Annotated in this window: 14 protein-coding genes; 4 read left to right on the top strand and 10 right to left on the bottom strand. The window is 39.7% G+C overall.

The window, feature by feature from the left end; translation table 11 throughout:
• Nucleotides 1-56 precede the first annotated feature (56 nt).
• The 4 genes from mnmC (at nt 57) to EMK97_RS17505 (ending at nt 4,224) form a co-directional block, all read left to right on the top strand.
• The gene (gene mnmC, locus EMK97_RS17520) at nt 57-2,132 is read left to right on the top strand and encodes a bifunctional tRNA (5-methylaminomethyl-2-thiouridine)(34)-methyltransferase MnmC2/FAD-dependent 5-carboxymethylaminomethyl-2-thiouridine(34) oxidoreductase MnmC1 (protein WP_130604073.1); all 2,076 of its coding nucleotides are present in this window, start codon (nt 57-59) and stop codon (nt 2,130-2,132) included.
• 65 nt (nt 2,133-2,197) lie between these two features.
• Entirely contained in the window at nt 2,198-2,686 is a 489-nt protein-coding gene (locus EMK97_RS17515) for a type 1 periplasmic-binding domain-containing protein (RefSeq protein WP_130604072.1), read from the top strand.
• Nucleotides 2,687-2,704: 18 nt separating this feature from the next.
• A complete protein-coding gene (locus EMK97_RS17510) occupies nt 2,705-3,313 on the top strand; it encodes a substrate-binding domain-containing protein (protein WP_130604071.1) in 609 nt (202 codons plus the stop codon).
• Between the two features lie 98 nt (nt 3,314-3,411).
• Nucleotides 3,412-4,224: a type IV pili methyl-accepting chemotaxis transducer N-terminal domain-containing protein gene (locus tag EMK97_RS17505; RefSeq protein ID WP_130604070.1), complete on the top strand. Its 813-nt coding sequence runs from the start codon at nt 3,412-3,414 to the stop codon at nt 4,222-4,224.
• Nucleotides 4,225-4,308: 84 nt separating this feature from the next.
• Here the strand turns inward: EMK97_RS17505 and EMK97_RS17500 are convergent, their stop codons facing one another.
• The 10 genes from EMK97_RS17500 to EMK97_RS17455 all read right to left on the bottom strand — a co-directional run bounded on the left by EMK97_RS17500 (nt 4,309) and on the right by EMK97_RS17455 (nt 12,430).
• Nucleotides 4,309-4,587 (bottom strand): YfcL family protein, encoded by a 279-nt coding sequence (locus EMK97_RS17500; RefSeq protein ID WP_130604069.1) that lies wholly within the window; start codon nt 4,585-4,587, stop codon nt 4,309-4,311.
• Between the two features lie 15 nt (nt 4,588-4,602).
• The gene (locus EMK97_RS17495) at nt 4,603-5,775 is read right to left on the bottom strand and encodes an ATP-NAD kinase family protein (RefSeq protein ID WP_130604068.1); all 1,173 of its coding nucleotides are present in this window, start codon (nt 5,773-5,775) and stop codon (nt 4,603-4,605) included.
• Nucleotides 5,762-6,334, bottom strand: a complete 573-nt coding sequence (locus EMK97_RS17490; protein ID WP_130604067.1) for an elongation factor P hydroxylase — start codon at nt 6,332-6,334, stop codon at nt 5,762-5,764. The genes EMK97_RS17495 and EMK97_RS17490 overlap by 14 nt, the downstream gene beginning before the upstream one ends.
• A 185-nt stretch (nt 6,335-6,519) precedes the next feature.
• The gene (locus EMK97_RS17485) at nt 6,520-6,852 is read right to left on the bottom strand and encodes a Na+/H+ antiporter subunit G (RefSeq protein ID WP_130604066.1); all 333 of its coding nucleotides are present in this window, start codon (nt 6,850-6,852) and stop codon (nt 6,520-6,522) included.
• Nucleotides 6,853-6,862: 10 nt separating this feature from the next.
• The gene (locus EMK97_RS17480) at nt 6,863-6,967 is read right to left on the bottom strand and encodes a monovalent cation/H+ antiporter complex subunit F (protein WP_246028826.1); all 105 of its coding nucleotides are present in this window, start codon (nt 6,965-6,967) and stop codon (nt 6,863-6,865) included.
• A 10-nt stretch (nt 6,968-6,977) separates the two neighbouring features.
• Nucleotides 6,978-7,247, bottom strand: coding sequence for a K+/H+ antiporter subunit F (locus EMK97_RS17475; protein WP_130604064.1), 270 nt, complete (start codon nt 7,245-7,247; stop codon nt 6,978-6,980).
• Nucleotides 7,241-7,777 (bottom strand): Na+/H+ antiporter subunit E, encoded by a 537-nt coding sequence (locus EMK97_RS17470; RefSeq protein WP_130604063.1) that lies wholly within the window; start codon nt 7,775-7,777, stop codon nt 7,241-7,243. The genes EMK97_RS17475 and EMK97_RS17470 overlap by 7 nt, the downstream gene beginning before the upstream one ends.
• Nucleotides 7,777-9,294: a monovalent cation/H+ antiporter subunit D gene (locus EMK97_RS17465; RefSeq protein WP_130604062.1), complete on the bottom strand. Its 1,518-nt coding sequence runs from the start codon at nt 9,292-9,294 to the stop codon at nt 7,777-7,779. Before EMK97_RS17465 ends, EMK97_RS17470 begins: the two co-directional genes overlap by 1 nt.
• On the bottom strand, nt 9,291-9,638 hold the full coding sequence (locus tag EMK97_RS17460; protein ID WP_130604061.1) for a Na+/H+ antiporter subunit C: 348 nt from the start codon (nt 9,636-9,638) through the stop codon (nt 9,291-9,293). The genes EMK97_RS17465 and EMK97_RS17460 overlap by 4 nt, the downstream gene beginning before the upstream one ends.
• Nucleotides 9,638-12,430 (bottom strand): monovalent cation/H+ antiporter subunit A, encoded by a 2,793-nt coding sequence (locus tag EMK97_RS17455; protein ID WP_130604060.1) that lies wholly within the window; start codon nt 12,428-12,430, stop codon nt 9,638-9,640. The genes EMK97_RS17460 and EMK97_RS17455 overlap by 1 nt, the downstream gene beginning before the upstream one ends.
• Nucleotides 12,431-12,650 lie beyond the last annotated feature (220 nt).

Raw genomic sequence — 12,650 nt, 5'->3', positions numbered from 1 at the left:
AATATAGCGTAAAATTGTCACGGTAAATAACCTAACAGCCACACTAGGAATCTGTTTTGTCTGAAAATAATCAACCAAAAAACAGCAATAATAATCATGTATCTAGCCAATTAAGCTTTCAATCAGACGGCGCTCCTTATTGTTTACGCTTTAATGATATCTACTTTGATAGCAACTCAGGTTACCAGCAAAGTAGTGACATTTTTATTACAGCCAATAATATTTTTCAGCGTTTTTTAACCGCTAAAAAAACTATTACCATTGCAGAAACCGGCTTTGGCACAGGGCTAAATTTCCTATTGACCTTACAAGCGTACCAAAATGCAACTGAGCAGGCAGAACATGCCTTAGGCGAAGTACATTTTATTAGTGTCGAGAAATACCCGCTTACTAAAGCACAATTAAGTCAATCATTAAGTATCTTGCCTCAACTAAGTGCACTTACTGAATTACTCGTGTCTCAATACCCTAGTGGCGATGCCAGCCAATTTGGCGAGTCGTTTCATGCCGAGTTTTTTAATGGCAAAGTAAAACTGACCATTCTCTTTGACGATGCCAGCACGGCGTTAGAAAACCTCTATCAAGCTAAGGTAAAAAATAGCAAGTCCTTCGCTGGCCTTATTGATATTTGGTATCTTGATGGCTTCTCCCCTGCCAAAAATCCAGACATGTGGAGTGATGAGCTATTCCAAGCAATAGCAAACTTAAGTAAGGAACAAGCAACATTAACCACGTTTACCGTAGCTGGCTTTGTTAAAAGAAAATTACAATCTGTTGGTTTTAGGCTGGAAAAAGTTGCTAGCCAAGGTAAAAAGAAAGAAATATTACGCGCAGTTTTTCAACCAACGCCTAAGTCAAAAGGCTATCAACAAAGACCAATAATTACGAAACCACAACATGTTAGCATTATTGGTGGTGGTATTGCCTCAGCGTGCTTAGCCTTGGCACTAACAAAACAAGGCGTTAAGGTTACTGTGTACTGTAAAGATGACGCCATTGCCCAGGGCGGCTCAAGTAATGCTATCGGCGCTTTATATCCGCTATTACACCAAAGTGCCGACGATATTAGCTTATTTTACCAACAAGCGTTTTGGCACGCCAAAGATCTATACAATAGTGTTTATCAGCAAGGCTATGAGTTTGACCATAATTGGTGCGGCTTACTTGAAGTGTCATATAAGCAAGCATTAATAAGCAGACAGCAAGCGTTTGAACAATTAAATGCTTGGCCATCTGAGCTTATTCATAGTGTCAATGTAGCGCAAGCATCTAAAGTTGCCAACGTATCACTTGAACACGGCGGATTATTTATGCCAAACGCTGGTTGGGCTGCACCTCAGCAATTAGTACAGCAAATATTTTTAGCGGCAACACAAAGCGGCCGATTAAAAGTAAAAACCAATACACATATTACTAAAATTACCAAAGTTAGCGATAAACAAAAAACAAGTTGGCTGCTTGATAGCAATAAAGGAGAGCTAAAAGCAAGTGTACTTGTAATTTGTGGTGGCGCAGAGGCTTTAACACTCGAGCATAGCAAAGCTCTGCCGCTGAGTGCGACTCGTGGTCAAGTAACTAGCATGCAGACCAATAGCAAGATTGACTCTCTCTCTACTGTAATTTGCCATAAAGGTTACCTAACCCCTGAAAATAAAGGCATTCATTGTATCGGAGCCACTTTCGATAAAAATAACACCAGTACACTCGCCAGCCCAGAAGATGATAAATACAATTTGGCCATGTTAAGCAAATGCCTACCAAATTTAGCGAATAACATTGCTTGGCAAGAAAGTGATATTCATGGCAGCAAAGCCAGATTACGCTGCATGTCTCAAGATCATCTGCCGGTTGTTGGTCCTATGCCTGATATTCAAGCACATATTGAAACCTACCCACATTTGGCGAAAGATAAAAACTGGCGTTATCAAGAAGCGGCCCCAACAATTGACAACCTCTATGTTATGTTAGGGCTTGGGGCGCGAGGCCTGTGCTCAGCTCCATTAGCGGCTGATATCCTTAGCGCAGATATTTGCAACAATCCATACCCAGTTGATAGCAAAATGCTATTTAATTTAAGTCCGAATCGCTTTGTAATTAGAGATATTATTAAAAGAAAAATAGCCATAACATAATGCTAGCTTGTAACATTTATGCTGTAATTGATAAATAGACTTTAAATCACTAGTCAGGTGTTACCTTGCTAATTAGAGCTTTGTTGCTATCAATTACCTTACTGTATGTACCGCCACATATGGCGGCATCCCTTATTGAAAAAACAAAGCCATCTATATTATTTGTTAACCCGAGTATAAAAAACGATGTTTTTTGGCAAAAAACACAACGGTTTGCATTAGAAGCCGCACAACAATTGCAATTTGATATTTCTGTTATCTATGGTGACGGCACCCGCTTTTTTCAGTATGAAGAGTTAAAACGTTATTTAGAAAATAATAAAGCACCTGATTATGTGATTATGATTAATTACCCAGGTAATGCTAAAGCGACCATGGACTTGTTGCGTAATTACCCAAGTAAAATTATCACCATAGAGCAAACTATATCTGATCAAGAGAAACTCGCCATAAGTATACCGGGTGACATTTACCCCAATTGGCTTGCGGAAGTTATTTTTAGCAATAAACAAGCTGGAAGCCTACTTGCAAAAGCATTAATCAGCCAAGCTTAGCGAGACAAGAAACCACTTGTGGTCGCTGGAATAAATGGTCACTTTGGCTCTGAGTCGAAATTAAGAAGCAATGGTTTAGTTGAAATGGTTGAGCAAGAGCAAGCACAACTGACTCAAATCGTTCACGCCAATTGGTCAAGAGACAATGCCTTTGATAAAGCGGTAAAACTACTCAAGCGTTACCCTGATCTTTCAGTGATATGGTGTGCCTCTGACACCATGGCGCTGGGCGTTATTGATGCCGTAAAATCACTCGGCATGCTGCCTTCAAAGGATGTTTTCGTAGGTGGCTTTGATTGGATAAACAGCGCCCTTATCAGCATTGAGCAAGGTGAACTCACAGCCAGCGTAGGTGGTCACTATATTATGGGCGCTATTGCCGTAATTGCTGCTTACCATGATCACCAACAAATAAAGCATTCCACTATCTTAAACAAGGTAAGCTATAGCTTTGCACTCGATTTATTAAGCCAAGCCAATATTCAAGCTAAGCTAGCTTTGGTGCAAAACTTATCCTATGACAAGATATACTTCACGCAATTAGCTGAGCTGTTTATCAATACAAATAAAGCAAGTCATTTACCTCTATTAGAAAAACTAGAACTATCACTAAAGTCTCAGCACTAGCTGGCCAATATAATCAAATAAAGTTGTGCTAAATCAACACTTAATAGCAAATAATTCATTAAGGTATCGTCAGGATAATCAATTAGGTAATTTTCATTATGAAAACCAAAGTAACACTGCTCTTTTTAGTGCTATTACTTACCATTACAGGGAATGTTAACGCACAACAATTAAACCTTTCAGAATCAATTAACCAAGCAGGCTTACAGCGTATGCTGTCACAGCGCATGGCAAAAAATTATATATTAATCAGCCAAGATATTGGTACGCAAGCAGCAACCAATGAGCTAGATGAGAGCGCTGCTCTTTTTGAAGAGAATCTATTTAATTTAACGGCATCCGTTAATGATGAAAAATCAAAGCAAGCATTAAAAGCGCTGAAGAAAAGATGGTACGCCTTTAGAATGTTTGCCTTATCAAAGGCCAGTAAAGAGAATACTGAGCAGGTAGTTAAGCGCAGTACAGAATTACTTAAATCAGCCAATGATTTAGTGCTAAGCATTGAATATACTTCGCGCGCCAATAGTGATCATTTAGTTAACCTGTCTGGCAGGCAACGTATGCTATCGCAACGCTTAGCTATGCTCTACTATGCGAGCAATTCAGGCTATAACCAAAAAATATTTAAGCAAGAAATGCACAAAACCGCTAGACAGTTTGGTCAAGCTTTAGAAAAGCTAATGAAAGCGAGAGAGAACACCCCTGAAATAAATGAATCTCTTGAAGAAGTCGCAAGCCAGTGGAGCTTCTACAAAACTAAATTTGATGGCTCTAATGAAGGTAACTTCTCACCTAAAACAATCAAAGTAGTCACTGAGTCACTGCTAAAAGATATGAACAATATTACTAAGCTTTATGAAGTAGAAAGCACTAAACAAAATAAATATGCCTCTTGGATAAAGCCTAACTAAGTTCAGTTTTGCATAAAAAACAATGCCAAACTGAATATCATCTACTTTTTTATAGTAGTAAATCAAAACAACAGCCTAGCTCTGCTAGGCTGTAAATTTATGCTGAAGCTGCAACCAAAAGTTATTTACAATAACACTGTCTTGTGGTGATAACTCTGACTTTGCCTTACTCACGCCCTGTGAAATTGCTTCAATAAAATCAGTTGTTATTTTCATATTTTCATCGCCAAACTCACTGGCAACTAAGGAAATAAAACCGCGTAAATAACCGCTAGCAAATAAGGTATCGGCATCGCAATCTTGATCAAATAAGCTATCTAAAAACTCGTATAACTCGACTAATGTGCTAATTGTATTATTCATTTCTACTTATCTTTATTACTCTGGACTTGCTACTGGGTATAACACTTGATCTTTATAACCTGTTGTTACTGCCATATAACCTGATAACGCCTGTTCTAACTCACCATCACCTGTATCACTAATTAACGGCCTATTATTTAACGCCGCAAGCTTAGTTTTAGTGGCAATAATGGTAATATTATCTTTACCACCAGGCTGCGAAATAATATGACGAATAATTCTAGGGCTAAGTTGCTGATTACCTCGACCAAAAATATGCCCTTGGCCGCCAATCAAGGTGATGACTAATCTACATTCACCTTGATGCTGCTGAATATGCTGCCAAAGCTCTGCTTCTGTTAAATCATTAGCGACTAAGCTTTGCTCATGAACTAAGTCTACGCCCAACAAGGTATTATCTAAACCAAGTTCGGCCATCAAAAAAGCCGTTGTTGAGCCTGAGCCAATAATAAATAAAGACTCATCTTCATCGGCCATCTCTTCAATCACATTAGCGGCAATATCCTGAAGTACTAGCTCGTCACACTCTTTACCGCCTGATTTGACCGCTTGAACATAGCGTAGCTCGCTCGGTATCTGCATCTCGCCATAGCGTTTAGCTTTCACCACACCTTGACGAAATAAACTTTCATCAATATCCATAACATCGCCTTCGGCTAAAGTGACTAGCTCCTTGTTCACCATCATTTCAACAACACGACCAGCCGCTTTAGGGGTTATAGCATAAACACCAGAATGAATTTTACAACCTGCGGGTATACCAAGTACTGGCACTTGCGCGCCACCATGTACTTCGGAGTGCTCTGACACGACCTTGGCAATATTTCGTGCAGTCCCATCGCCACCAGCAAACAAAATGATATCGACTTGATTTTCAAGCAATGCCCTAACAGCATTTTCAGTATCATCTGCGCTAGTTTGTGCCGCTTGGCTTTGATAAACCACTTGAGTATTAAAACCTAGCTGTGATGCGCAGCGCTCACCCATATCATTATTACAGGTAAACACCTGAATTTGAGCTTTATAAGGAGCTAATATCTCTAATGCCAGCGCAGCTCGCTCATTTGCCTTAGGTTTTGCGCCAAGCTCTAAAGCCTGCTCAGCCACACCATCACTGCCTTTTAAAGCAACGCTACCACCTATGCCTGCAATGGGGTTGATAATAAAACCGAGTTTAAACTGACTCACAATATGACTCCTTATATGCTTCAGGCTTAGCCTGATACGCAAACATATCTTTTGTTAACGGCAAGCTTGTTCCATAAAACTCTGCTAACACTTCAATAAATTGTTGGGCACGTGGCGGAAAACCATGCGCTAAAAACACCAGCACTTGTTGGTAAACTTTTTCTTTAAAACCTTCAGTGTCTGCTTGAAAGCCATTTAAGTTATCTGACGAAACAGTAAACTTTCGCTTGGCAGCAACGTTAAAGCCCCATTCAATCGCTTGCGGATAAACTTCTACTTGCTCAAATTTTTTCTGTTGCGACTCATCACGACCATCCGGCACATACCAGTAACCAAAATCTTCAAGCTTTCGTCTTTCCTTGCCCGCCTGACACCAATGGGCTATTTCATGAAAAGCGCTGGCATAAAAACCATGAGCAAAAATAACTTGGTTAAATGGGCAATCTTTATTGGCAGGTAAATAGATAGGCTCATCGCCACCTTTTACTAAAACGGTATTATACGTTTCTTTAAAGGTTTGATTAAAAAGCTGGATTAAATCCTGATAGTTATGCTGCATTGTAGTTTAAAAATAACCAAGTTAATAACAGGTAAGCGCAGGCAAGACTGCTTCATGAATATTTGCACTATTTTAACGAAAATTGGCGATAGTTACATCGCCAATTTTCAGTTAAACACAATTAAATTTTGCTAACTTGGTATATTTTTGAATTTAGTAAAACAAAGTAAGTTTGCCAAAAGAATTTACACATCATCCTCAATATTATCTTTACCTGTGGTTCTATCAATACTCTCTAACTTATGGTGAATGGCCGATTTAATCATCATATAGCCACTAATTGGTGCTGTTAGTAATAAAAACAAGGATATCAATATTTCTTTGATGCTCAAGCCTGCTTGCGTTGTACTAAAGAAGATCATTGAAGCCGTTAATAACGAGGCCATACCTAAAGTGGTCGCCTTAGTAGGCCCATGCAGTCGCATAAAAAAATCAGGCATTTTCACTAAACCAATAGAGCCAACTAAAACAAAACAGCCACCAATTAACAATAAAATAGAAATTATCCATTCAGTCATATCTAATCCCCTACTCGATAATATCGCCGCGCAGTAAATATTTACACACAGCTACTGTACTAACAAAACCAAGCATGGCAATTAACAATAAAATAGAAATTATCCATTCAGTCATATCTAATCCCCTACTCGATAATATCGCCGCGCAGTAAATATTTACACACAGCTACTGTACTAACAAAACCAAGCATGGCAATTAACAATGCCGCTTCAAAATAAAGTGTTGTGCCTAAACTCATCCCGTATAAAATAATCAGTGCAATACTATTAATATACATGGTATCAAGCGCTAAAATTCTATCAGGAATAGAAGGACCAACTAAAAGCCGCCAAAGGTTTAGCAACAAAGACACACCTATCATGGCAAATACCACTAAAATAACCGTCTCTAACATTGAAATATCTCCTTAAGCGGTGCTTCATATCGTTGCTTGATGGTATCAATCAACGCTTGCTCATCTTCTAGATTAAGTACATGTATTAATAAGTAACGCAGCTCTTGTTCAACATCATTGTTCATACACTCCACCCAAGGGTAAACTTCGGCACTGACAGTACCAGGCGTTAACGATACCGTACTAGCTAAAATAGTTATTGGCAGGCTATCGGTTAAATCTAAAGGCACTTTCACAAATCCTGGGGTGAGTTTTTTTGTCGGCCCCAGTATTAATATTGCCACCTGAACATTCGCGGTAATGATATCGTAAAGTACCAAGAGTAAATGACGAAAAGCTAAGCCTGGTTTTACAAGCAAAGGCTGCTTACTACGAAATGGCGCAGTAGCAAGAGGAATTGAAATGGCTAAAACTGCCGCCAATAAAATATGCCCAGGTGATACACTATTATTCAAAAATAACCAAACCAGAAACAATAACAAGCTTAGAATAGGTGCTGGTAACCATTTAAATCGCGCTTCTGTTCGCATTACAAACCTCCTGAAAGCACTGAATTAATATTGCTTGTTACATCATGCAACTGCGTTGCCGCACCAATAGCATAATCACTTAAAGGGCCAGCAAAAATACTCATTAATGGCGCAGCCATAATCAGTGTTATTAGTGCAACTAGCTGTATTGACTTGACGCGATGCGCCTTTTTAATGATCACAGCATCCTCTTGATGATGCCAAAACACCGTACTACCGGCTTTACTTACCGACAGCAATACCGCAAGACTTGCCAGCAAATAAAGCGGCCAGAATAACCAAACATATTCAGCTGAAACAGTCTCTCTTAACAACCAAACTTTAGCGATAAAGCCAGATAATGGTGGCATACCAATAACCGTTAGCGCGGCAACAAAAAAGCACACACCAAGTAGCTTAGGTTGTAATAATGGCGGGCCGGCAACAATACGATCTTTTACCTGACCACGCTGGCGAGCTATCAAATCTGCCAAAATAAATAAGGCTGCAGTCACTAAGGTAGAATGAACTAGGTAATAAATTGCCGCAGCACTTGCAGCAACGGTTTGCATCGCAACAAGCGCAACTAAAGTACCTACTGAAATAATGACTAAGTTAGCGGTTAACTTAAGTAAGTTCTTACTCGCTAACACGCCTAAAGTGCCCATAGCTATGGTTGCCATAGCCAACCACCACAACCATGGCTGTGCAATATGACTTAACTCCCCCGCTTGCTCACCAAAAATTAAGGTGTAAATACGCAACATAGAGTAAATGCCAACTTTCGTCATAATCGCAAATAATGCAGCGACTACAGGCATAGCGCTAGCATAGGTATTAGGTAGCCATAAATGCAGGGGTAACAATGCACCCTTTAATGCAAAAACCACTAATAACAATAGGCCACCAACTTTAGCAAGGTAAACATCATCTCCTTGTAAAAGCGCAATCTTCTGCGCCATATCAGCCATATTCAGTGTACCTAGCACACCATAAAGCACACCTAAGGCAATTAAGAATACCGCTGAGCCCACTAAATTCATAATGACATATTGCAGTGCGGCTCGGGTATTCGCTTTATTGCCACCATGCATAAGCAAGGCATATGAGGCAATAAGTAGCACCTCAAAAAACACAAATAAATTAAAGGCATCCCCAGTTAAAAACGCACCATTTACGCCTAAAATTAAAAAGTGCGCTAACGGGTGAAAGAAGCTGCCTTTTTTATCGTCTCCGGCACTGGCATACAACACACAGACAACACCTAGTAATGTTGTTAAACAAACCAGTAAGGTCGATAAAGGATCTGCGACAAGAACAATGCCAAATGGCGCAGACCAATCACCAATAGCATATATTTGCACACCAGTGTTTTGCACCTTAATAAGTAACAATAATGAGGCAATAAAGGTAAGAATACTGGCAATTATCGAGGTGAGTCTGCGATTGCTGCTGTATTTACCAAATGGCGACATCAACAAAAAGACACCTGCCAACATTGGCAGTAAAATAGGTAAAAAAGTTAAGTGCATACTCATGATGACACCTTACCTTTTTTAGCTGACTCTTTACCATCAACATGATCTGTACCTAAATCGGCACGCGCACGAATCGCTAAAATTACCACAAAAGCTGTCATAGCAAAGCCAATAACAATGGCAGTTAATACCAGAGCTTGTGGCAAAGGGTCGGCATATTCAGTGCTATATCCAAGCACAGCAGCTTTATTTAAACTTAATCGCCCTGCTGAAAAGAGAAATAAATTTACCGCATAAGAAAGCATAGTAAGCCCTAAAACCACGGGAAAAGTTCTTGCGCGTAAAATAAGAAAAACGCCACAAAATACTAATACTCCAATACAAGATGCGTAGAGTAATTCCATTAAACATTCACCTCTTTCTTCGCCTCATTCGCGGTTAACTGACCAAGGCTTGCTAGTATCATAAGCGTTGAGCCAACCACTGTAATATAGACACCTAAGTCAAATACTAAAGCACTGGCTAACTCAATTTCCCCAATCAATGGTATATCAAAATAATCAAACCACGTTTTCATAAACGGCTTAGCAAACAGCCAACTACCAACACCAGTAAATGCCGCAATTGCCACACCAGCTGAGATAATTTTGCGATAATTAATCGTTAACCTAGCGGCAATCCAATTCGAGCCATGAGCAATATATTGCAATATAAAGGCAACCGCAGTAACTAAGCCGGCAATAAAGCCACCGCCAGGTAAATTATGACCACGTAAGAAAATATAAAAAGACACTAACAAGGCCAATGGTAATAGCGATTGTGAAATACTAGCCAATAACATGGGATAACGTTCTTTTGCCCATGGGCGACCTTGGCTATCAGTCTTAGGCATAATTAATGGCAAATTAATTAACAATTTATATATACCTAAAGCGGCTATGGCGAGTACACAAATTTCACCTAAGGTATCAAAGCCTCGAAAATCCACTAAGATAACGTTAACAACATTCGTACCACCGCCGCCAGTTTTAGCATTAACAAGGAAGTACTCTGAAATAGACTCTAACGGGCGCGTTACCATAGCGTAACAAATACTGGCAACAATAATCCCTAAAGCGCCAGAGATGGCTAAATCCCTAACAATGCGAGAAGAGCCAGACTCTCTAGGTGAGCGCTGTGGTAAGAAAAATAAAGCCAGCATGAGCAATATAATAGTAACCACTTCTACGGTTAACTGAGTCAAGGCTAAATCTGGCGCAGAAAAACGCGTAAATGCAATAGACACCATTAAACCAACAACCGATAGCATTAATAGTGAGATCACACGAGAGCTATACCAAATCACGGTACTAATAGCACCAATAATAAGTAATGAAGCGCCCATGGCATTATGCATATCAATCGGCGTAGGGGCTTTATCTCCACCGAGTTGACTCATTTCAAACAATGGCCAACCGGCAAAAACCAGCACCATGGCAAACATAAAAAATAGATAACGCTGTAATGAGCCATTCTCAATATCATTAATTTTCTCTCGACACCAAGTAATCACGGTTTTTAAGGTATTATCGAAAGTTTGCTTGGCACTAACATAGGACAGTGACGCTTGAAATTTAAATAAATGACGGCGCTGCGTATACAGCAACAAACCACCACAAACAGCTATAGCACTCATTAATAACGGCAAATTAAAACCGTGCCATAATGCCACCTTAAACTCAGGTAATTGACCACCTAATACCGCAAGTGATGCTGCACTTAAAATATCTTTTACAGCAAAGTTAGGCGTGATCCCCACTAATAAACATAAGGCTACCAATATTTCAATTGGTACCCGCATATAACGCGGCGCTTCACTTGGCTGCTTAGGTAAATCAACGGGTTCACCATTAAAGAATACATCGTGAATAAATCGCGCTGAATAGGCTACAGCAAAAGCGCCAGCAACCGTTGCTAACACCGGAATTAACCATGACATTGAGCCTAATAATTGCTGATGTAAGGTTTCAGCAAAGAACATTTCTTTAGATAAAAAGCCATTTAATAGCGGAACGCCTGCCATAGCGGCGGCGGCTACCATGGCTAAAGTTGCCGTATAAGGCATAAAGCGCCACATACCGTTTAACTTACGCATATCGCGCGTGCCGGTTTCATGGTCGATAATACCTGTTGCCATAAACAGTGACGCTTTAAACGTGGCATGGTTAATAATATGAAAAATAGCAGCAACAGCAGCAAGCTCAGTACCTAAACCAAATAGCAAGGTTATCAAGCCTAAATGACTAATGGTTGAATAGGCTAGTAATCCTTTTAGGTCATGCTTAAATAGCGCAATATAAGCGGCAAAAATCAGTGTAGCGAGACCGGTAAAGCTTACTATCAAGAACCAAATATCAGTCCCGGCCAGCGCTGGGTAAAAGCGAGCTAATAAAAACACCCCAGCCTTTACCATAGTCGCTGAGTGTAAATAGGCACTTACTGGCGTAGGTGCAGCCATGGCATGTGGTAACCAGAAGTGAAATGGGAACTGAGCAGATTTGGTAAAAGCACCTAAGAGCACTAAAATTAATGCGACCTCATACCAATCATGCGCTTGAATAAGTTCTTTACTCGCTAAAATAACATCAAGGTTATAGCTGCCAACAATATTACCTAGTAGCAGTAAACCCGCTAATAATGCTAAACCACCCGCCCCTGTGATAGTTAACGCCATAACAGCGCCTTCACGCGCTTTTGATTGCTGCCACCAATAACTAATCAATAAAAATGAACTAATACTGGTTAGTTCCCAAAAAAACCATAGCTGAATAACATTGTTTGACATAACCACACCAAGCATGGCGGTCATAAACAACATTAAATAGGCATATAGTTTAGGTAAGGAGTCTTTACTACTAAGATAATACCGGGCATAGAAAATAACGAGTATTCCGATCACTAAGATCATAAAAACAAACAATAAGGAAAGACCATCTAGCCTAAAAGATAAATCGATTCCCAGTGTTGGCACCCAAGAAAATGACTCTCTAATGACCTTGCCAGAAAAGACCACAGGCGCAAGACTAATAGTCATCAATAGCGCAATAACCGGCATGATCAAAGCTAATGTGGTTGATTGGTTGCGTGTCAATTTCCCTGTTCTTGCAGAAATGATACTACCGAGTAAGGATAACAAGGGTATCCAAATCAAAGTCATAAAATAAGCCTTTTTAATTCTTCCTGTCTGCGCGCTAAACTCATTTAAAAACAAGCTTAGCAAGCACTTATGTAATGATAGCAATAAACATGGTCATAATATGTCAAACCACCTAGCGCAAGCAAACATTATCACTGTGAAAGTTTGTAACGACTTTATCACGGTAATTGGCAAAATCTATCAACCAATACTAAAAATAATTCGGATAATGCCACTTTAA

The organism is Litorilituus sediminis, from assembly GCF_004295665.1.
Classification (GTDB): Bacteria; Pseudomonadota; Gammaproteobacteria; order Enterobacterales; family Alteromonadaceae; genus Colwellia; species Colwellia sediminis.
This window is presented reverse-complemented; position numbering and strand designations above follow the sequence as displayed.